The sequence below is a fragment of the Stenotrophomonas sp. STEN020 genome (assembly GCF_056760195.1).
This window is the reverse complement of sequence record NZ_JBRREI010000041.1, coordinates 11,332-31,925: the sequence shown is the minus strand read 5'-3', so window position 1 is coordinate 31,925 and position 20,594 is coordinate 11,332. Positions and strand designations below refer to the sequence as shown.

General features: G+C 62.7%; 14 protein-coding genes. 6 read left to right on the top strand and 8 right to left on the bottom strand.

Features of this window, described 5'->3' with window-relative positions:
• Positions 1–18: 18 nt before the first annotated feature.
• Together ACVOLZ_RS15990 and ACVOLZ_RS15985 are read right to left on the bottom strand one after the other, a co-directional pair.
• Positions 19–1,653 carry a TldD/PmbA family protein gene (locus ACVOLZ_RS15990; RefSeq protein ID WP_481516997.1) on the bottom strand — a complete coding sequence of 545 codons (1,635 nt, stop codon included), beginning with the start codon at positions 1,651–1,653 and terminating at the stop codon, positions 19–21.
• Between the two features lie 501 nt (positions 1,654–2,154).
• Entirely contained in the window at positions 2,155–3,783 is a 1,629-nt protein-coding gene (locus ACVOLZ_RS15985; protein WP_481516996.1) for a TldD/PmbA family protein, read from the bottom strand.
• A 155-nt stretch (positions 3,784–3,938) separates the two neighbouring features.
• Here ACVOLZ_RS15985 and ACVOLZ_RS15980 point away from each other — a divergent pair, with 155 nt between their 5' ends.
• Together ACVOLZ_RS15980 and ACVOLZ_RS15975 are read left to right on the top strand one after the other, a co-directional pair.
• Entirely contained in the window at positions 3,939–4,574 is a 636-nt protein-coding gene (locus tag ACVOLZ_RS15980; RefSeq protein ID WP_481516995.1) for a DUF938 domain-containing protein, read from the top strand.
• 48 nt (positions 4,575–4,622) lie between these two features.
• Positions 4,623–6,524 (top strand): M61 family metallopeptidase, encoded by a 1,902-nt coding sequence (locus tag ACVOLZ_RS15975; RefSeq protein ID WP_481516994.1) that lies wholly within the window; start codon positions 4,623–4,625, stop codon positions 6,522–6,524.
• A gap of 155 nt (positions 6,525–6,679) precedes the next feature.
• Here ACVOLZ_RS15975 and ACVOLZ_RS15970 read toward each other — a convergent pair whose 3' ends face one another.
• The 3 genes from ACVOLZ_RS15970 to ACVOLZ_RS15960 are packed head-to-tail and all read right to left on the bottom strand — an operon-like array spanning position 6,680 to position 10,546.
• Positions 6,680–8,932, bottom strand: a complete 2,253-nt coding sequence (locus ACVOLZ_RS15970) for a TonB-dependent receptor (RefSeq protein ID WP_481516993.1) — start codon at positions 8,930–8,932, stop codon at positions 6,680–6,682.
• A gap of 17 nt (positions 8,933–8,949) precedes the next feature.
• Positions 8,950–10,170, bottom strand: a complete 1,221-nt coding sequence (locus tag ACVOLZ_RS15965) for an MFS transporter (protein ID WP_481516992.1) — start codon at positions 10,168–10,170, stop codon at positions 8,950–8,952.
• Positions 10,160–10,546: a hypothetical protein gene (locus tag ACVOLZ_RS15960; RefSeq protein ID WP_481516991.1), complete on the bottom strand. Its 387-nt coding sequence runs from the start codon at positions 10,544–10,546 to the stop codon at positions 10,160–10,162. The genes ACVOLZ_RS15965 and ACVOLZ_RS15960 overlap by 11 nt, the downstream gene beginning before the upstream one ends.
• Positions 10,547–10,682: 136 nt before the next feature.
• On the opposite strand from ACVOLZ_RS15960, the gene ACVOLZ_RS15955 reads away from it, so the two are divergent.
• From ACVOLZ_RS15955 to ACVOLZ_RS15945, 3 genes are all read left to right on the top strand, one after another.
• Positions 10,683–11,636: a helix-turn-helix domain-containing protein gene (locus tag ACVOLZ_RS15955; RefSeq protein WP_481516990.1), complete on the top strand. Its 954-nt coding sequence runs from the start codon at positions 10,683–10,685 to the stop codon at positions 11,634–11,636.
• A 596-nt stretch (positions 11,637–12,232) separates the two neighbouring features.
• On the top strand, positions 12,233–12,499 hold the full coding sequence (locus ACVOLZ_RS15950) for a hypothetical protein (RefSeq protein WP_296249044.1): 267 nt from the start codon (positions 12,233–12,235) through the stop codon (positions 12,497–12,499).
• 148 nt (positions 12,500–12,647) lie between these two features.
• The gene (locus ACVOLZ_RS15945) at positions 12,648–13,319 is read left to right on the top strand and encodes a hypothetical protein (RefSeq protein WP_481516989.1); all 672 of its coding nucleotides are present in this window, start codon (positions 12,648–12,650) and stop codon (positions 13,317–13,319) included.
• 111 nt (positions 13,320–13,430) lie between these two features.
• On the opposite strand, the gene ACVOLZ_RS15940 is transcribed toward ACVOLZ_RS15945, so the two are convergent.
• Complete coding sequence (locus ACVOLZ_RS15940) at positions 13,431–14,324, bottom strand: NAD-dependent epimerase/dehydratase family protein (RefSeq protein ID WP_481516988.1); 894 nt, start codon at positions 14,322–14,324, stop codon at positions 13,431–13,433.
• A gap of 550 nt (positions 14,325–14,874) precedes the next feature.
• Positions 14,875–15,672 (bottom strand): hypothetical protein, encoded by a 798-nt coding sequence (locus ACVOLZ_RS15935; RefSeq protein WP_481516987.1) that lies wholly within the window; start codon positions 15,670–15,672, stop codon positions 14,875–14,877.
• Positions 15,673–16,277: 605 nt separating this feature from the next.
• Between ACVOLZ_RS15935 and ACVOLZ_RS15930 the strand changes: the two genes are divergently transcribed.
• Complete coding sequence (locus tag ACVOLZ_RS15930; RefSeq protein WP_481516986.1) at positions 16,278–16,523, top strand: hypothetical protein; 246 nt, start codon at positions 16,278–16,280, stop codon at positions 16,521–16,523.
• Positions 16,524–16,747: 224 nt separating this feature from the next.
• Here ACVOLZ_RS15930 and ACVOLZ_RS15925 read toward each other — a convergent pair whose 3' ends face one another.
• Positions 16,748–20,458, bottom strand: a complete 3,711-nt coding sequence (locus tag ACVOLZ_RS15925) for an indolepyruvate ferredoxin oxidoreductase family protein (RefSeq protein ID WP_481516985.1) — start codon at positions 20,456–20,458, stop codon at positions 16,748–16,750.
• Positions 20,459–20,594 lie beyond the last annotated feature (136 nt).

Sequence of the window (20,594 nt, the reverse complement as noted above, 5' to 3'; positions counted from 1 at the left end):
TCAAAAGCTCCTTGACGATCAGCCGAGGCTGCGCGCGGTATTGATGACGTTGATGCCGTCGAAACGGGCGGTGGACGAGCCGTGCGACACGGCCGAGACCTGGCCCGGCTGGCCCTTGCCGTCGAAGAACGAACCGCCCAGGCGGTAGTCGCGGTCGTCGGCGATGGCGCTGCAGGCGTTCCAGAATTCCGGCGTGCGGATCTGGTAGGCCACGTCCTCGAGCATGCGGGTGATCTGGCCGTTCTTGATTTCATAGAACAGCTGGCCGCCGAACTGCGCGTTGTAACGCTGCTGGTCGATGGAGAACGAACCGTCGCCGATGATGTAGATGCCGTTCTCGACGTTCTTGATCATGTCGGCCACCGACAACGGGGTCTTGCCCGGTGCCAGCGACACGTTGGCCATGCGCTGGAACTGCACGCTGGACCAGGAATCGGCATAGCAGCAACCATCGGACTCGGTCTTGCCGAGGATATGCGCCTGATCGCGGATGGTCTGGTAGTCGACCAGCTTGCCGTCGCTGATCAGCGGCCAGCGCTTGGTCTTCACGCCTTCGTCGTCGTAGGCAACGGCACCGAGCGAACCCGGCTGGGTCTTGTCGGCGAAGATGTTGACCTTGTCGCTGCCGTACTGGAAGCGCTGCTCGCGCTTGTCCAGGGTGGCAAAGCTGGTGCCGGCGTAGTTGGCTTCGTAGCCGAGCACGCGGTCCAGCTCCAGCGGGTGACCGACGGCTTCGTGGATGGTCAGCCAGGTGTGCGACGGATCGAGGATCAGATCGTACTTGCCCGGCTTCACCGACGGTGCCTTCAGCTTTTCCTGGGTTTGCTTGGCGGCGGCGATGGCGTCTTCGCGCATGTCATACGACTGGCCGTAAACAGTGACGCCATTGGGCAGCACGGTCTTGCCGGAGGCATCGCCATCCAGGTATTCGTAGCCCAGGCCCATCGGCGAGGACAGGCCGGCGCGGGTGCGGAACTTGCCGCTGGCCTTGTCGATGGCGGTGACCGTCATCGGTGCCCAGATGCGGTGCACGTCCTGGTCGATGTAGGAGCCATCGGTGGAAGCGAAGTACTTCTGCTCGTTGACCAGGAACAGCATCGAATTGACGAAGCTGGCACCGGCACCGAGGGCTGCGGCGTTCACGCCCAGCAGCAGATCGGCCTTGTCCTTGATCGGCACTTCCATCGCGTTCTTCTTGATCGGCGTACGCCAGCTGACCTCGCCGTAGCCCGGCGCCTTGGCGAACTGCACCGGTGCGGTCTGCACCTTGGCATTGGCCTTGGCGATGGCGGCGGCCTGCTGCGCGGCCTTGACCACACCGGCCGGGCTCAGGTCATTGGTGGCGGCAAAGCCCCAGGCACCGTTGACGATCACGCGGATGCCGGTGCCGGTGGACTCGGTATTCACCACGTTCTGGACCTTGTCCTCACGGGTAATGACAAACTGGCGCAGGTAACGGCCGATGCGCACATCGCAGTACGTGGCGCCTGCGGCACGTGCGGCATTGAGCGCGTCATCGGCGAGGCGCTTCTTGATGGCCGGATCGAGCGCGGTCAACAGTTGTTCGGCGGCGATGGCCTTGCCGAAGAAGGACGGCACCATCAGGCCGCCAGCGGTAAGCCCGGTAAGGGCTAGGAAGTCACGTCTCTGCAAGGCTGCTCTCCACGGGGCAAGGCCCGCGAGGCGGGCGCTACGGCAACAAACGACGGTGGCTTCGCGGTGATCTGCGAACTGTTCGATTTTTGCGGTCAGGTGTTTGCAGCGGTAGTGACTTTAGGCATGGGAGAGCGATTTATTTGGGTTTTCTGCGAACGGCGCCCCCTCCCCAGCCTTCCTCTTCGCTATGCGAAAGGGAGGGAGCAGTCCGTGCAATTGCAGAACTGTTGACGGCCTTCGCTTGCGCCCCCTCCCTTTCGCGCAGCGAAGGGGAGGGCTGGGGAGGGGTAGGCTGCTGCTCTGCTCTGCTCTGCTCTGCTCCGGCTCCGGCTCTGGCTTTTGCTCTTGCAGTTGCCTTGGCTGTGGTAGTTGCTTCGGCTTTGGCTGTTGCTTCGGCTTTGGCTTTGGCTTTGGCTCAGGCTCTTGATGCTGCTGTTGCTGTTGAAAGCCCCTCTCCCGCCTGCGGGAGAGGGGTTGGGGTGAGGGCAGCTCTACGCCTTACCCCAACGACCGCGCCGTATTGATGATGTTCACCCCATCAAAGCGCGTAGTAGCCGAGCCATGCGACACCGCCGACACCTGGCCAGGCTGACCCTTGCCGTCAAAGAACGAACCGCCCATACGGAAATCGCGCTCATCGCAGATCGCGCTGCAGGCATTCCAGAATTCCGGCGTACGGATCTGATAAGCGGCATCCTCGACCATCCCGGCAATCTCGCCGTTCTTGATCTGGTAGCAGAGCTGCCCACCAAACTGCGCGTTGTATCGCTGCTGGTCGATTGAATACGAACCACGGCCATGGATGTAGATGCCGTTTTCCACGTTCTTGACCATCTGCGCCGGGGTCAGCGGCGTCTTGCCCGGTGCCAGCGACACATTGGCCATGCGCTGGAACTGCACGCTCTTCCACGAATCGGCATAGCTGCAACCGTGCGAGGCGTTCTCACCGAGGATATGCACCTCATCGCGGGTCGCCTGGTAATTGACCAGGATGCCGTCCTTGACCAGATCCCACTGCTTGGTCTTCACCCCTTCATCGTCGTAACCCACCGCGCCCAGGCTGTAAGGCACGGTCTTGTCGGCAGTGAAGTTGACGATGTCGCTGCCCCAACGGAAGCCGGCCTCGCGCTTGTCCAGCGTGGCGAAGCTGGTGCCGGCGTAGTTGGCTTCGTAGCCGAGCACACGGTCCAGCTCCAGCGGATGGCCGACGTTCTCGTGGATGGTCAGGAACAGGTTGGACGGGTCCAGCACCAGGTCGTATTTGCCCGGCTTCACCGACGGCGCGGTGAGCTTGGCGCGCGCCTGCTTGGCGGCGGCGATGGCATCTTCCACCGGGTCATAGGAATGACCGTAGGCCACCACGCCACCCGGCAGCTGATGCTTGTCGGCGGCATTGCCGTCGAGGAACTCCCAGCCCATGCCGGCCGGTGCCGACAGCCCGGCGCGGGTGCGGAACTTGCCGCTGGCCTTGTCGATGGCGGTGGCGGTGAACGGCAGCCAGATACGGTGCACGTCCTGGTCGATCCACGAACCATCGCTGGAGGCGAAGTACTTCTGCTCGTTGACCAGGAACAGCTGCGAGTTGATGAAGTTGGCACCGGCATTGATCGCCGCCGCATTGATCGACAGCAGCAGATCAACCTTTTCCTTGACCGGTACCGCCATCGCGTTCTGGCGGATCGGGGTCTTCCACTGCACCTCGCCCACGCCCGGCGTGGGTGCCAGCTGTACCGGCTTGGTCTGCACCTTGGCGTTGGCACGGGCAATGGCCAGCGCCTGCGCCACGGCGCTGGCAACTCCTTGCGCGGTGGACTGGTTGCTGGCAGCAAAGCCCCAGGCGCCATTGACGATCACGCGGATGCCAACGCCAGCCGACTCGCTGTTGGTGACGTTCTGCACCTTGTCTTCGCGGGTGACGATCGCCTGGTTGAGGTAGCGGCCGATGCGCACATCGCAGTAACTGGCGCCGCCCTGCTTAGCCAGCGCCAGCACGGTGTCGGCCAGCAGCTTCTTCTTGGCCACATCGGCCGGGGCCAACAACTCTTCGGCAGCGATCAGCTGGGCATTGGGCAGCATGAAGCCGGCGAGGCCGAGGCCGGAGAGCGAAAGAAACTGACGGCGTTGCATGACGGGCGGAACTCCAGAGCCAGCGATGCAGTGCATCGCACAAGACCCTCGAATCTGGTCGGCGGGAGGGTAAATGCACAAGTGACCATGGTCATGCATGGCCATAAACAGCCAGTGCGGCACAATCTGCAACGCATCCCACAGGCCCCAGAACGATGACCAGCAAGCCGTACTCCGAATCCTGCGAGCGCAACAGCGCGCCCATCCTGCAGGTGCTGCAGCAGCACCTGGGCGAGGCGCGCAATGTGCTGGAGATCGGCAGCGGCACCGGCCAGCATGCCGTGCACTTCGCCGCGGCGATGCCATGGCTGCGTTGGCAGGCCAGCGATCATCGCGACAACCTGCCCGGAATACGCCAGTGGCTGGACGAGGCCGCATTGCCGAACGCCCCCGCGCCGCTGGAACTACAGGCGGTGATCGGCGAAGGCCTGCAGCCTGTGCCGGCCATGCCGGTGGATGACGGCGTGGCCGGCTTCGATGCGGTATTCAGCGCCAACACCCTGCACATCATGGGCTGGGAAGAAGTACAGGCGCTGTTCGCCGGGCTGCCAGCGTTGATGGCGCCCGATGCGCTGTTCATCGCCTACGGGCCATTCAACTACGACGGCGCCTTCACCAGCGACAGCAACCGTAACTTCGATGGCTGGCTGAAGGCGCGTGATCAGCGCTCGGGTATCCGCGATTTCGAGGCGGTCGACGGCTTGGCCCGCGCGCAGCAGCTGGTGCTGTGTGAGGACGTGGCGATGCCGGCCAACAACCGTTGCCTGGTATGGCGGCGGATGCGCGTTTGAAGCTGGGCGGGCTAGGATGCGAAGACTTCAGGCAAGGGGCGGGGCGTGATGCAGGGACGTAAGTGGTTGGTGGCGATGGTGCTGGGGCTTGCACCGCTGGCGTGTGCGCAAGCGCAGCCGTTGGATGCACGGGCAGCGGCGATGCAGGTGCAGGCGAGCTATCCGGGCATGATCGAGCTGGAGGTGGATGCCAGCGACATCCAGCGCCGTATCCAGCGCGTGCACCAGCGCATTCCGGTATCGACCGGCCAGCTGACGCTTTGGTATCCGCAGTGGATCCCCGGCAACCATGCGCCTACCGGCCCGATCAACCAGATGGCCGGGCTGGTCATCCGTGGTAATGGTCAGGTGCTGCAGTGGACGCGCGACTCTGGCGATATGTACGCGTTCAAGCTGCAGGTGCCCGAGGGTGTCAGCACGCTCGATATCGAGTTCCAGTACCTGTCGCCGACTGCCAGCGATCAGGGCCGGGTAGCGATGACGCCGAGCATGCTCGACCTGCAATGGCACCGGGTGCTGTTGTACCCAGCTGGTTATGACGCACGCGGCATCCAGGTAAAACCCAGCCTGCGCCTGCCCGAAGGCTGGCAGAGCGGCACGGCATTGGATGTTGCACAGCGCAGCGGCGGCAATGAGCAGTACGCACCGGTGTCGCTGATGACCTTGATCGACTCACCGGTATTCGCCGGCCAGTACTTCAAGCGTTTCGCACTGGATGATGCGTCGAAGCAACCGGTGTGGCTGGACGTGGTCGGCGAGAACCCGCAGGGCCTGCAGGCCGATGCCAAGGTGCTGGACGCGCACCGCGCGCTGGTGCGCGAGGCCGACGCGGTGTTCGGTTCGCGCCCTTACACGCGCTACAACTTCCTGCTGGCGGTATCGGACGTTTTCAGCGGCATCGGCCTTGAGCACGCGCAGAGCAGCGAAAACGGCATGCACGACGGTTATCTGCGTGGCGAGCGACCCTTCCTCGACAATGATCTGCTGCCGCACGAGTACGCACACGCTTGGGTAGGCAAGGCCTGGCGCCCGCGCCCGACCTGGGTGCCGCATTACAACGCGCCGATGCACAACGACGAGTTGTGGATGTACGAAGGCCAGACCCAGTACTGGGCGGTGGTATTGGCAGCGCGCTCGGGGCTGTGGAAGCCGGACTACGCGATGGCGATGCTGGCCCAGTTGCAGGCCAACTACGCCACCCAACCCGGTCGCCAGTGGCGCGATCTGCACGACACCGTGCACCAGGGCATCCTCGACTTCAATTCCAAGCCGCAGGCCTGGGCCGACTGGCAGCGTGCGTTCGAGTTCTACAACGAGAGCACCTTGCTGTGGCTGGGCGTGGATGCACGCCTGCGCAGCCTGTCGAAGGGCAAGGTCACGCTGGATGACTTTGCCAAGCGCTTCCATCAAGGCGGCAAGCAAGGCGAGATCCGCCTGTATGACCGTGCTGATGTGATGCAGGGGCTGGAAGCGGTGCAGCCTGGCAACTGGGATGCCTTCATCGGTAGCCGTCTGGATGCACGCGATGGCAAGGCGCCGGATGGTCTGGCGGCGGCGGGCTGGGAGCTGTACTTCGATGACCAGCCGAATCTGGTGGTTGCCGATGGCGAGGCCGATGGTGCTACCGATCTGCAGTATTCCTTGGGCATCAAGATCGGCAGTGATGGTGTGTTGCAGGCCGTGGGTTGGGATAGCCCTGCGTTCAAGGCCGGCTTGGCCAAGGACGTGACGGTTGTTGCGGTGAACGGCTTGGCTTACAGCGGTGGGCGGATCAAGCAGGCGCTGATGGATGGCAAGCAGAACGGCACGCCGATCGAGTTGATCGTGCGGCAGGCGGACAGCTTCCGCACCGTGCGTATCGATTACCGCGAAGGTTTGCGGTATCCGCACCTGCGGAGGATTGCAGGGACGGCGGATCTGTTGACGCGGATTTTGGCGGCCAAGCGGTAACGGGCCGCCTCCTTCTCCCGCTGGGAGAAGGTGCCCCAACGGGGCGGATGAGGGTAAGAGCGAAGCCTTGTGAAAAAGTATCGCGCGGGCTTCGCCCCAACCCTCACCCCAACCCCTCTCCCGTAGGAGAGGGGCTTCAAGCGAAAGCAACAGCCTCAGTATTCAATCCGATACCCAACCCCAAACGTCCTTCCCTGCGCCGGCACGCTCGACAGCTTGCCGTAGGTCGCTTCCGCCTGCTGCCCATACACCGTCTTGTAGTCGCGGTCCGCAAGGTTGTAGACCCCAACACTGAAGCGCCCACCAGCCAGCGGCAATTCACCAATCAGATCGAACACCGCATAGCCACGGATCTTCGCCGCCGGCGTCGCGCGGATGCTCGGGCTGACTGCAGCCACCTGCGCATCACGCCACGCATCATCAGTGCCACCGACCGCTTGGCCCTGCAAGCGCAGCAGACTATCGTTGGCAAAGCGCCACTGACCATGCACACCTGCCTTCAACGGCGATACACGAAACGCATTGAGCTCGCGCCACTGGCCGGCCGCATCACGGTACTGACCGCGGGTGCTGGCAACGCTCGCACCCAGCTCCAGCTGCGCGGTAGGCGTGTAGCGCAGGTTGGCTTCCACGCCGTACACGCGTTCGTCGGTATCGGCCACCGACACGCTGTAGTTGCGGTTGAACTGCACGGTCTTGTCCGAGCGGTTGTAGAACGCGGTCACTGCACTCTGCAGCTGCGCATTGTTCAAGCGCCAGCCCAGCTCGTAGTTGTCGACCTTGATCGGGCCGATGTTGCGGCTGTCGATGACGAAGTTGGCCGGCACGTCACGCAGCATGCGCTGCGTATCGGGCAGGCTGAAACCCTGCGAGAAGTTGGCGAACAGCTGCTGCGCTTCACTGAACTTGTAGACCACGCCGGCATTGAACAGCGTCTGCGAATGGCGCACGCGGCCACCGGCCAGCTGCTTCGGCTGATAACCAGCCACCGCATCGGCAGTGATCGCCTCGGTGTAGGGCAGTGAGTCGTCCACGTTGTTGCGCAGGATCTGGTGGCGCACGCCGGCCTGCACACTGAAGCGTTCGCTCAGCGCATGGTCGGCCTGCAGGAACAGACCAGTGGTGTCCACGCGCACATCCGGGCCCATCGCGTATTGCGCGGTCGGCACATAGTTCAGGCCGTTGCTGGCGATAAAGCGGTTGATGTCGTACATCTGCCCGCGCTGGCTGTCTTCTTCGCGCTCGTGGTCCACGCCGTAGGACAGCTGCAGGCTGCGCCCTCCGATATCGAAGCCCTTGTGCAGGGCGCTGCGCAGGCCCCAGACGTCGATGTCGGTGTTGGATTGCATGGCCACATAGGCATAGCCACCGGGCAGCGCCGGATGCACCAGCGTCGATACCGACGGGAACCAGCGGCCCTGCTCATTGCGGTAATAGGCTTCAACGCTCAGCTCGTGGCCGCCGAGTACATCGCGGTTGCGGTACTGCGCATTGACGCCCTGGTGGCGGGTGCGTGGCTGAGCGTTCAACTGCAGGCCATCGACGGCGTTGTGGCTGGGCTGGTAGGCGGGGTTGAACAGCACCGCCAGACGGGGGCCGTAGTCCGGGCCGTAATCGCTGTCCTGCTGGTCGTCATACCAACGCACACCCACGTTGAGCTGCTGGGCCGGCGCAAGCGCCCACTCGAGGCGCGCGTTGAGTTCCTTGGTCTCGGTGTCCTGACGATCGGTCTGGGCGATCTCCGGGCCGATGCGGCGGCCATGCGCGTCCAGTGATGCACCCTGGCGGCCATAGGCGATACCAAAGGCACCGCTGAAGCTGTCACCGCGCACGGTCATGGTCTGCGCGGCGTTCCAGGCCAGGTTGTCACCGGACACATCCGAGGGCGTGCGCAGGCCGAGCTGGCTGGCCAGCTGCACCGGCGCATCGCCCGGCTGCAGGGTGATGATGTTGATGATGCCGCCGCTGGCACCGGCGCCATACAGCGCGGTGGCGCCGGAGATCACCTCGATGCGTTCGATCATCGTCGGCGAGATGCTGTTGAGCTGGCGCGAGCCATCGCGTGCACCGGTCAGTGGCACGCCATCGATCATTACCTGCACGCTGCGGCCACGCATGGTCATGCCGTAGTTGCTGGTGGTGCCACTGGCCGGCGCCAGCGACGGCACCAGCTGGCCGAGGATGTCGGCAGTGCTACGGCCGGCTGCGGTCTGCTGGGCGATCTGCTCGCGCTCGATGGCGTACACGGTGCCGGCGATCTCGGCCACGCTGCGCGCGCCGCGCACGGCGGTTACGCTGACTGCATCCAGCTGGCGGGTGCCGCTGGTGGTGTTGGTTTGTGCTGCCAGCTGGCCACTGATGGCCAGGCTCAGCAGGGCGAGCGGAAGCGTTGCTGCGGTATGCCGCATGGTGTCCTCGGAACGTATCAGGGAGAAGAAGGGGAGGGCGCGAAGCGGCGCAGCAGCGGTCGGCACAACAGCAGCCCAAGCGCGGAGACAATCGCCAGCGCCACGTAATAAGCGGGGTAACCCAGGCCCTTGGCGAGGAAGCCGGACAGGGCGCCACCGATGAAAAACACCAGCAGCTCGAAGCACACCAACAAGGTGAAATCGGTGCCGGCCTGCTCGCGCGAGCTGAGCCGCATGAACAAGGCATACAAGCTGGTCATCGCCACGTAGCGCAGGGCCAGCAGCGCAACGACAAGCACGCCCAAGCCAAGCTGCGAGCTGACCAACGCACCGCTGTAGAGCAGCGCCGCCAACAACAGGTACAGCGCCGTGCGCCACCAGCCGGAATGCAGCAACAGTTGTTCGGCACTGCGCCGTTTGAGCAGCCAGGCCGCGCCGATGGCGGCCAGCATGCCAACGCCGGCACCGCCCACCGAGATCAGCAGGCCGATCTCGGTCAGGCTCCACTTCTGGTCGACCAGCAGCGGATTGATCATCGCCATCGCCGGCGCTTCCACCAGCCGGTACAACACGATCAACAGCAGCGCCCAGCGCAGCTCGGGCCGACGCAGTGCCCGCAGCACGCTTGGCCGTTGCGCGGTTGCCGGACGTGCGCCTTCGTTGATCTGCTGCACGGCCAGCAGGGTGAGCGCACTCATCGCCGCCAAGCTGAGCAGGGCCACGGTCCAGCCGCGGGTTTCGTACAGCCACAGCACGCCTGCGCCGCCGACCATGCTGCCTAGCGCCACGCCCACGCTCTGCGCCATGCTGCCCAGGCGGTGCTCGGCCGGTGCCAGCGCTTCCACCGTATAGCCATCGATGGCGATGTCCTGGGTGGCGGCGATGGTGGAGATCCACATGCCGACCAGCACGAACACGGTCAGGCCATGGTCCAGTCCGGTGAAGGCCAATACCAGAATGCCGACCAGCAACAACAACTGGGTCAGCCACAACCAGCTGCGGCGACGGCCCAGGGCAGGCAGGTGCCAGCGGTCCACCAGCGGCGCCCACAGAAATTTGAATGCCCACGGCAGGTACAGCAGCGACAACATGCCGATCCAGCGCAGGTCCACGCCCTGGCTGCGCAGGATGGCCGGCACCGCCACGTTGTAGAAATACAGCGGCAGCGCATGCGCCATGTACAGCGCCACGATCACGCCCAGGCCGAAACGGGAGGCGGCGTCGCGCTCAGTACGCATCGGCCTGCTCCAGTTGCTGCCCAATCCAGCGCATGCCGTCGGCATCGTCGCTGGTGACGTAATAGGGCACGCCCCAGGCTGCATGCAGGGCCGGCGTGTCCAGCCGCTGCAGCTCGGCGGTGCTGCTGGCAATGCGCACCAGCCCCTTGCAGTAAACGCGGAAAGCGGGCTTGTGCTGCTTGTACCAGAGCGCCTGGATTGCGCGGTAATCGTCACTGAAGCTGGCGCCGGGCACGGTGCTGGCGATGAAATAGAACGGCGTTGCGGCCACGATCAGTGCTTCCACGCGCTGCAGCCAGTGGCGGATCTCGTCTGCGCTGACTTCATCGTGGAAGACGGCGCGGACCACAGCCGCCTGCTTGATCGTCAAACCCATTGCCGCTGACCTTCACTGAATACGGGGGAGAGGCATCCATACGCCGCCTCTCAAATAAGAATAGTTATCAATACCATTGAAAGTTTAGGCGCAGCGAAGGAAAATTTAGGCAGGACCACATTCCGGGATGCCCTGCATGCAGGTTTTCACCTGCGCCGAACTGATGACCGCAGCAAACGCGCTGGGCGGGCAGGTTGATTTCAATGCCGGCATGGCCGACGCCACGCCGGTGCTGGCCGGCTGGCAGCAGGTGCATGCGCTGGACGATGGCGTGTCGCTCTACCTGAGCCGCAGCCGCGACATGGTGGGGGGCTGCAGCCACAACCGTCTGGCGCCGGGCATCACCGCCGGTTTCCTGGTGGATGGCGAGGCCGACGTTGCCATCGGCAGGCATCGCTTGCGGCTGGAAGGCAACCATCGGCGTATGCCGACGATGTTGGTCCACCTGCGTGAGGAAGACAGCTTCCAGCGTCATTGGCAGGCTGGGCGACAGGAAGGCAAGGTCAGCCTGCACCTCAGCGATGACTGGTTGCAGCGGCAGTTGCAGGCCGATTCCCGTGGCAGTGCCCGATTGGCACGCGTTTGTAATGGCCATGCCGACAACCATGCATGGCGGCCGCCGGCGCTGTTGTTGCAGCGGGCGACGCAACTGCTGGAGAACAAGACCGGTTCGCTGCCATTGCTGCGCCGCCTGCAGCAGGAAAGCTTTGCCCTGGAACTGGCTGCGGACGTGCTGCAGACACTGGCCAGCGAAGGCAGCGAAAAGCCTTTGGGCTCACACCTGCAGCGCTGCGTCACCCGCCTGCACCAGTGGCTGCAAAGTGGAGAGGTCGACACACTGAGCATCGCGCAGATGGCACGCCAGCTCGGCACCAATGCGGTGGACCTGCAGCGTGGCTTCCAGCATTGCCATGGCCAAAGCATCGCCAACTATCAGCGCGAGCTGCGGCTGGAGCGCGCCCGCCAGGCACTGCTGCGCCAGCGCGTTCCCGTGGATGTAGCCGCCACCATCGCCGGCTACGCACACACCAGCAGCTTCAGCGCCGCGTTCAAGCGCCAGTACGGCACATCACCCTCGCAGCTGAAGTAGCCAACACAGTGCTGTAGACGCTGCAGCGGTTGCGGCGGTTGTGGAGGTTGTGGAGGTTGTGGGAGCGGCGTAAGCCGCGAAGCCACCAAGCCCAAACGCCTGCACGGTGCGTGCATCCAACGATGCCTGCTGGCACCGAATGAATTCATCAGCAAACGCGCAGAGCTTGATCATCGCACCGAACGTTCCGATAGACAGCTCGTGGCATAAAGCCGCCACACCGCGCGACGCAGCAGTTGCATGCTGCATGCAGAGATCACACCGACTTCGTGCACGTCTTGTAGCCGACCACGATGCCAATTCATACCGATGAATTGGATAGTCGAAGACCTCATTGCATGACCATCAGCGCGGAAACGCACGCCTGTTCACCCGAAAATTTTCACCTCGTATTTGCATAGATGACTGCGAACACCACGCATTGGTCCATCAAATTCAACGGCATTCCTTGAGCTTGCTGAATTCAAGCAACAACGCTGCTCATTCAAGCACCTTCACAGTTCATTTATCTGTGCAAACGTCAGCTGAAAGCGCATCACGCTGCTCTGCAAAAACGTAGCTATATTCGAGATCCCCCAAACGTAGGAGGAAGTGGAATGTTCATGACCAAGCAGAAAATGGTGATGGCGCGTACGCTCGGCGTGGCAGTCGTCGTCATGAGCCTGGCGTCCTGTGCAACCTATAAAGAAGAGTTCGCAGGGATCAACTCACGCCTCGACCAACTCGACACGAGGGTGCAGGGCGCAGCACAGAGCGCCGAGTCCGCCAATCAGTCCGCACAGCAGGCCAACCAACGGCTGGATCAAATTGAAGGTCGCGTCCAGCAACTCGAAAGGGCACCACGTCGCACACCACGCGGCTGATCGCTCCGTTCGATTCACGATGAATATCTGAATTCAGGATCCGGTGGCCTTTACCGGCCACTGGCTTCCTCTCCCTCAGTCAGTCTTCATTGCAAGGAACCGTCCCATCCGTACGCACACCTACCCTGCAATCCTCGCCGCCTTTGGCATGCTGGCGTTCGCAAGCGTCGGCGTAGCCAGCGCCCAAGACGCCGCCGTGCAACAAACGGCAAGTGCCGTCGATCAGCTCCCGCCAGATCAAAAGGTGTCGGACACGGTGATTGAACTTGCCGGCTGGGTTGTCGCAAGCAAGGACAACCAAGGCTATCCATTCGCGATCATGGACAAGGCCGCTGCACAGATCCTTGTGTTCAGTGGCGACGGCCGACTGCGCGGCGCCACACCGGGACTGTTTGGCTCGGCAACCGGCGATCACGTCGCTCCAGGCGTTGCCGGCCTCGCGCTGCGCGAGATTCCGGGCCGCGACCGCACCACACCTGCTGGTCGTTTCATCGGCGGCTTCGGCCCCTCGCTCGATGCGGGCCGTGTGCTGTGGGTGGACTACGATTCCGCAGTCTCGATCCATCCCACCGCTACCGGCGTGCCAGCCGAGCGACGCGCAGAGCGCCTCGCATCACCAACGCCGGACGACAACCGCGTCACCCATGGCTGCATCAACATCGCACCGGACTTCTACGAGCAGATCGTCAGCCCGACATTTGAGCGCGGTGGCCTGTTCTACATCCTGCCGGACAAGGACAGCCTGGAAGCGACCTTCCCGGAGTTCGCGAAGAGTCGCGCCGCCGACAAAGGCAGCGAAGGCAAACACGCCGGGCGCTGAAGAAGGTGCCCTGCCTGCGCATCCGCATCAGCAGCGAGAGGCTCCTTCTTTTGTAGGAGCTGCGTAAGCCGCGAAGCAAGCGACACCAACCGACCTACCAATGCAACCGAATCAATCCACAGTCCTATCAACAAAACCGCGCGTATATGGCAACACCTCCAAACTACGCCGATCCACCTGCGCCAACACTTCACCGTAACCAAACGCAGGCTCCCAACCCAATGCCTGCCGGATAGCGGAATTGTCGTAAACCCGGTCAATGACCGAAGGCAGCGGCCAACCACGCCGCTCATGCTCGGCAACCAACTCCGGGCAACGCAGACGCAGCACGTCAACAGCATCGCGCCCCAACTGCTCAAGGTCTTCGCGCTGAAATGGCGTAGATCCGCTGACGACAAACCTGCTGAACGAACCAGCCGGCAGAGCCAACGCCGCCACATGCGCATCAGCAACATCGCGGACATCAATGCCGCGATGCAGGCGCAGCACCGACATCTGATCTGCAGGCTGCGGGAAGCAACGCGACATGCGGATGACGCTACGTGTCAGCCCAGCGCCGGACCACTCGGCCAGAATCTGCTCGGCTTCCAGCTTGGTGCGGTGATACACAGTCTTGGGCTGCGGCGTCACGGATTCATCGATCCAGGTACAACCCTGCTCGGCGACAGCATCGCCATACAGTGCGGTGGTACTGGTGTAGACCACCTGCCTCACACCTGCCTGCTGCGCAGCTTCCAGCAACTGCTGCACACCCGCCACATTGACCCGCTCGAACTCACGATCAGATACCAGGCCGACGTGCGGCGCATGGTACGAGGCGGTGTGGAATACCACATCCACGCCCTGCAATGCCGAGTGCAGCAATCGGCTATCGGTGAAGTCGCCAATAAGCGAGGAGCAGGAGAAAGGGGAGCGGTCGAGGCCAACGGCCTCATGGTTTGCGGCAATCGCGTTGTAGATTGCGCGGCCAATCCGGCCTGAACTACCGGTGATAAGAGCTTTCACGGAAAGTACGTCTGGCGCCCGGGATCTGCCGGGATGGAGGCATGGTAAATCCGTTGCTGCATCTAACGCTACCTGAGAGCGGACGACCTCAACGGTAGGATTAGCTGGATTCATCAAAGGTACGCGCCGACGTGCCGTTTGCCAAGTTGCGCTCCCGGTGGAAGAACGAACGATTTCGTGTCGAAGATCGAGGACAAGATTGGCGGTGTGGCGCAACGATTCGATAGACGCTTAAGCTATGACGGCCTGTAGTTGACTGTCGAGGCTATGATCATTGAAGACCTTCTATTCGGATCGACCTTGAGAAAGAGTTGTGAGAATCATGGGCACGCTGGTGCGGCCGAGAGCAGATTCCCGAACTGACCTTCGGAATCAGGGGTTGAGACAGGAAGGCTTGGTCTCGACCAACTGGGACGAACTTCGTTGCGCAGTCATCCCGCACCGCTCTATCTCAGTCAGTCTCTGCTTCTCCCGCTTTCGCAAACATTTCCAAACTATGGTTGTATCAAAAGTGAGGGTAGGGAAGGCATCGACAGGATCAGCCAAGAATTTATTGGCGCAATTCATGCCCCAAGAAAAAAGCCAGAACTAGGGTCAAAGAACCAAGGATGGCAGCAATCTTCCACGCGACAGTAGATATCGCCATGGCGCCGGCAATCTCCCGATCTTTCATTTTCTCCATGTGTACCTTGGCCTTTTTGGCTTCGTTGCACTGATGTCTGGCAGCGGAAAGAAGATCTGCCAGATGGCTGAAGCTCCCTGCCATGTCGTGTTGATAGATTGTGGAAGAAAGCGGAACAAGTTTGAGCTGGTTCAATCTCAGTGCCTCGAAAGATCGCCCGACAGCCCGTGGTAGAGCTCCTGCAGAGGGAGCATGCCAGCGGAACAAGATCCCAAACCGGCGATAAAAATGATTCCTCCGGTCACGCTCCTTCACTGTAAGGGCGTCGCTTTGGGCGACGCGGATTGGTTCAACTCGACCATCCTGTCCGGCCGCTTTACACCATTCGATAACGAGGTTCTGAACGATGCCGCCGATCCTTAAACCACGTGCGGGTTCGTCGAGGATCATCGATCCTCCTGTTACCTTGAAACGGTTGTATTCGGAGTTTCCGGTGATGTCGTAGTTGCCACCAAATGATCCAAGAAAAGCACCCGAAGAACGATAGCGCCGCAGCGGTCCCGAAATCGCGTATACAGGGGCACGGAGCTTGCCGCCACCGAGGCTACCATCGCGCCAAGTCTCCGACTCCATTACGACTAGGATCAAATGAGGATCAAATTCGTCGTCCTCATTTGGAATGTGATAGAGGCGGTGCGTGGTTTCTTTGAAGGTCTGTGTAGTCATCTGTTCGCTGAGGCCTTTTGAACTGCACGCAATGGGCTAACTGTAGTTAGGGGGGGATTTCACGTCGAGAGAAGCTCAATTTTTGAGCTGATCTCCGCCCAAGCTTAAATTGATTTCTGTTCATGCCAGCCACAACCGGCTTGGTCGTATTGCCGGAGCGGATGGGCTGCTCAATTGGGAAGTCGGGGAAAAGCGGGGTGCTCAATAGGGGAAATTGGCTCGGGTGACCGGGGCCAACTTCGCTCAGTTTCTATCTGACTGCCTTTAATATGACTCTGCATCCCGTTTTCCTCCAGCAGTAAATTGTATGTGGATCGGCAAGAGCTGTTCTGCGCACTAGCCGCTCTGGTCGGCAGGTTGCCTCCCGCAAAACGTGCATCCGAAGTCCAGTTGGATCAGCTCAGTACGCCCGCTGGTGTCTGTCATATTTCAGTTTGTTAGTGTGATCAAGCGATCCTAGGATTTGGTGGTACCAAGGGGCAGCCCAACAAGCGGTGCATGGCACATTAGTCGTATAGCGGATCCTTCGGATCCAAACCATCGGATGGTTAGAGTTAAATTGCTCAATCATATGGCTGTTGCAGTACTACTGTTGACGGCAAACAATGTTCTGGCGCGAGACCACCCAGTCTGCTTATGCAAAAAAAGCGCCCCTTCTGGCAGAAATCCAGAAGCTGCTTCCCGACCACGTGATCGGTGAAACCGCGGATGTGGAGCCGCAACCGGTGGAGAAGCTCCCCCAGTTTCCGCGCGGTATCTGGATGCGCTCCGGCAGCAGCCTGACCTGCGTCGTGGTTGTCCTGGACGAAACCGGCAAGCCGCAGGACGCCATCGTTTCCTATCCGTCCTGATTGGCCCTGACCGACCAGGAGAAGGAGATGATTCTTGCCGTTCAATGGACGCCGGCACAGCTTGGCGGGCAAGCGCGGCCCTCGCAGTTGTCCATGGACTTCGAGGTCCGCTGACGCGAGCTCAGTCGACAGCGACCTGCAGCTTCAACGTGGACGTTGAAGCTCTGACCGCGCAATGCAACCCATAGGTTGCATTGCGCATAAGCAACCTATCAGTTGCCTTCTCAGGCCGCCTGCACGATATGCAGCGCTTTCGGGTTGCGCCACGTCGCAAGCAGCGCGGCTTCGCGGGCCTTGGCTTCGTGCAGGTGCGCTTCCTTGACGTGGCCATAGCCGCGGATGTGCTCGGGGATGCTGGCGATGTCCACCGCCAATGCCAGTCGACGCGCATCCAGGCCGCTGATCAGTTCCTGCAAGGTCTTCTCGTAGTCACTGATCAACTGACGCTCGCCACGGCGTTCCTCGGTGTAACCGAACACGTCGAAGCGGCCGCCGCGCAGGCCCTTGAACTTGGCCAGCAGGCCGAAGGCCTTGAACATCCACGGGCCGTATTCCTTCTTCTGCAGCTGGCCCTGTTCGTCGCGCTTGGCGAACAGCGGCGGTGCCAGGTGGAAACGTACCTGGTAGTCGCCTTCGAACTTCTCTGCGACACGCTTGGCGAAGTCACCGCTGGTGTAGAGGCGGGCGACTTCGTATTCGTCCTTGTAGGCCATCAGCTTGAAGAAGTAGCGTGCGGCGGCTTCGCTCAATGCGGTGCTGCCCGGGATCGCTTGTTGCTCGGCCTTGCGCACGGCATCGATCAGCGTGCGGTAGCGGTTGGCGTAAGCGGCGTCCTGGTAATCGGTGAGGAAGCTGCTGCGGCGGGCGATCAACTCGTCCAGCGAGCGCGACAGGTGTACGTCGTCCAGCGATGCGAACGCGGCTTCGCCACTGGTCTGGCTGGCGGCGGGCAGGCCGCGGATATCCGGCTCGTTGCCCGGGTTGCGCGGTGCCGACGGTGCGCCGGCCTCGTTGCCTTCCCATTCGCCCGGCGGCAGTTCGCGCAGGGCGGCCGGCTTGCGCTCGGCATCGGTCGGCGCGTTGCGCACCAGACCGGCGGCCTGCTGCACGGCCTGCGGATCGATTGCGGCCAGACGGCCCCAGGCGAAGGCGGTCTGATTCATGGTCACGGCGGCGCCGTTGAGCTCCACCGCGCGCATCAGCGATTCCAGCGACAGCGGCACCAGGCCCTGCTGCCAGGCGAAGCCGAGGATGAACAGGTTGGAGGCAATCGCATCGCCGAGCAGGGCGGTGGCCAGCTGGGTGGCGTCGAGCAGGATCGGGTCGCGACCGCCCAGTGCCAGCTTCACCCCGGCAATGATGTCGGCGGCCGGGAACTGCATGTCCGGGTGGGTGGTGAAGGTGCCGGGCATCGCTTCGTAGGTGTTCAACACCACCTGCGAGCGCTCGCCGCGCACCTTGGACAGCGCCCAGTAGTCGTTGACCACCACCATGTCGCAGCCCAGCACCAGGTCGGCTTCACCGGCGGCGATGCGCACGGCGTGGATGTCGGCCGGTGTATTGGCGATGCGGATATGGGTGGTGACTGCGCCGCCCTTCTGCGCCAGACCGGTCTGGTCGAGCACGCTGGCACCCTTGCCTTCGAGATGACCGGCCATGCCGAGCAGTGCGCCGATGGTCACCACGCCGGTGCCGCCGACGCCGGTGATCAGGATGTTCCAGGGCTGCGAGAAATTGGTGCGGAAGGTTGGTGCCGGCAGGTTGTCGAGCAGGCTGGCCGAACCACTCTTGCTGCCCTTGCGCAGCTGGCCGCCGTGCACGGTGACGAAGCTCGGGCAGAAGCCGGTGGTGCAGGTGAAATCCTTGTTGCAGTTGGACTGGTCGATGTCGCGCTTGCGCCCGAACTCGGTTTCCTTCGGCAGCACCGACACGCAGAAGCTCTTCTCGCCGCAGTCACCGCAGCCTTCGCAGACCAGCGAGTTGATCATGGTGCGCTTGGCCGGGTCGACAATCTTGCCGCGCTTGCGGCGACGGCGCTTCTCGGTGGCGCAGGTCTGTTCGTAGATCAGGATGCTGGTGCCCTTCACCGTGCGCAGCTGCTGCTGCACGGCGTCGAGCTCGGCGCGGTCGTGGAACTCCACATCGCTGGGGAACTCGTGACGGCGCGACTTCCACTTCTGGATGTCGTCGGACAGCAGCACGATGGTGTGCACGCCTTCCGAACGCATCTGGTGGGCGATCTGCGGCACGGTCAGGGTGCCGTCCACCGGCTGGCCGCCGGTCATCGCCACCGCATCGTTGTAGAGGATCTTGTAGGTTATGTTGACGCCAGCGGCGATGGCCTGGCGGATCGCCAGCGAGCCGCTGTGGAAATAGGTGCCGTCGCCGAGGTTCTGGAACACGTGCTCGGTGTCGGTGAACGCGGCTTGGCCGGCCCAGGTGACACCTTCGCCACCCATGTGGGTGAAGGTGTCGGTGTCGCGGTCCATCCACGTTACCATGTAGTGGCAGCCGATGCCGGCCAGCGCACGCGAGCCTTCCGGCACCTTGGTGGAAGTGTTGTGCGGGCAGCCGGAGCAGTAATGCGGCACGCGCGGGAACTGCGCGCGTGGCAAGGCCATCTCAGCTTCCTTGACGTCCATCCAGCGCAGGCGTTCTTCAATCGACTCGGTGTTGAAGAAGCGCTGGATGCGGCGGCCGATCACGCCGGCAATCGTCGCCGGGGTCAGTTCGCCGGTGGACGGCAGGATCCACTCGCCCTGCTCGTCGTACTTGCCGACGATGGAGGGACGCGCGCCCCAGTTGGCCGGCCAGTTGTAGAAGTATTCCTTCATCTGCCGCTCGATGAAGGCCTTTTTCTCCTCCACCACGACGATGTCTTGCAGGCCGCGGGAAAATTCACCGATGCCCTGCGGCTCCAGCGGCCAGGTCATGCCGACCTTGTACACACGGATGCCGATGTCGGCGCAGGCCTTTTCGTCCAGGCCCAGGTATTCCAGCGCCTGTAGCACGTCCAGGTAGCTCTTGCCGGTGGTGACGATGCCCAGCCGCGCCTGCGGCGAATCCATCACCACCTTGTCGATGCCGTTGGCGCGGGCAAAGGCCTGCGCCGCCTTCACCGCATAACGGTGCAGGCGCATTTCCTGCTCCATCGGCGGGTCCGGCCAACGGATGTTGAGGCCGGCGGCCGGCATCTCGAAATCTTCTGGCAGGATGATCTGGCGGGCGAACGGGTTGACGTCCACCGAGGCCGAGGACTCCACCGTTTCTGCAATCGTCTTGAAGCCGATCCAGCGGCCGGTGTAGCGGCTCATCGCCCAGCCGACCAGGCCCATGTCGAGGATGTCCTGCACGCCGGCCGGGTTCAGCACCGGCATCATCGCGCTGACGAATTCTTCCTCGCTGCCGTGGGGAAGGGTGGAGCTGCGGCAGGCATGGTCGTCGGCGGCCAGCGCCAGCACGCCGCCATGCTTGGAGGCACCGGCGGCATTGGCGTGCTTGAACACGTCACCGCAGCGGTCCACGCCCGGGCCCTTGCCGTACCACATGCCATACACACCATCGACATTGGCGCCGGGGAACAGGTTGGTCTGCTGCGTGCCCCAGACCATGGTCGCGCCCAGGTCCTCGTTGAGGCCGGGCACGAACTTCACCTTGGCCGCTTCCAGGTGCTTGCGCGCGCGCCACAGCTCCAGGTCGAAGCCGCCCAACGGCGAGCCGCGGTAGCCGCTGACGAAGCCGCCGGTATTCAACCCGGCCGCGGCGTCGCGCTGCTGCTGCATCAAGGGCAGGCGTACCAAGGCTTGCACGCCACTCAGGTAGATGCGGCCATCGGTGCGTGTGTATTTGTGTTCCAGGGTGTAATCGGAATCACGCACGCCGATCAGCGGATCGTTGGCGGAGGCAGGCGAGGTAAGTTCGGCGGTACTGGTCATGGCTGGCCCATTGCGGAAACGGCTGGCAGGTGTCGACCGGCGGACCGGCGGCAGCCGCGGATTGTAGCAGCGGGGCTTTCATCACCCTGTAACCATGTCGCGCGTAGCGCCCGGAGCGGTTAGGATCGGAGCCGGG

Excerpts from the sequence above, each read along its gene's own strand:
- ACVOLZ_RS15925 (WP_481516985.1), bottom strand. The coding sequence starts at position 20,458 with ATGACCAGTACCGCCGAACTTACCTCGCCTGCCTCCGCCAACGATCCG.
- ACVOLZ_RS15930 (WP_481516986.1), top strand. The coding sequence starts at position 16,278 with ATGTTCTGGCGCGAGACCACCCAGTCTGCTTATGCAAAAAAAGCGCCC.
- ACVOLZ_RS15985 (WP_481516996.1), bottom strand. The coding sequence starts at position 3,783 with ATGCAACGCCGTCAGTTTCTTTCGCTCTCCGGCCTCGGCCTCGCCGGC.
- ACVOLZ_RS15950 (WP_296249044.1), top strand. The coding sequence starts at position 12,233 with ATGTTCATGACCAAGCAGAAAATGGTGATGGCGCGTACGCTCGGCGTG.
- ACVOLZ_RS15955 (WP_481516990.1), top strand. The coding sequence starts at position 10,683 with ATGCAGGTTTTCACCTGCGCCGAACTGATGACCGCAGCAAACGCGCTG.
- ACVOLZ_RS15965 (WP_481516992.1), bottom strand. The coding sequence starts at position 10,170 with ATGCGTACTGAGCGCGACGCCGCCTCCCGTTTCGGCCTGGGCGTGATC.
- ACVOLZ_RS15975 (WP_481516994.1), top strand. The coding sequence starts at position 4,623 with ATGCAGGGACGTAAGTGGTTGGTGGCGATGGTGCTGGGGCTTGCACCG.
- ACVOLZ_RS15945 (WP_481516989.1), top strand. The coding sequence starts at position 12,648 with ATGCTGGCGTTCGCAAGCGTCGGCGTAGCCAGCGCCCAAGACGCCGCC.
- ACVOLZ_RS15960 (WP_481516991.1), bottom strand. The coding sequence starts at position 10,546 with ATGGGTTTGACGATCAAGCAGGCGGCTGTGGTCCGCGCCGTCTTCCAC.
- ACVOLZ_RS15980 (WP_481516995.1), top strand. The coding sequence starts at position 3,939 with ATGACCAGCAAGCCGTACTCCGAATCCTGCGAGCGCAACAGCGCGCCC.
- ACVOLZ_RS15970 (WP_481516993.1), bottom strand. The coding sequence starts at position 8,932 with ATGCGGCATACCGCAGCAACGCTTCCGCTCGCCCTGCTGAGCCTGGCC.
- ACVOLZ_RS15935 (WP_481516987.1), bottom strand. The coding sequence starts at position 15,672 with ATGACTACACAGACCTTCAAAGAAACCACGCACCGCCTCTATCACATT.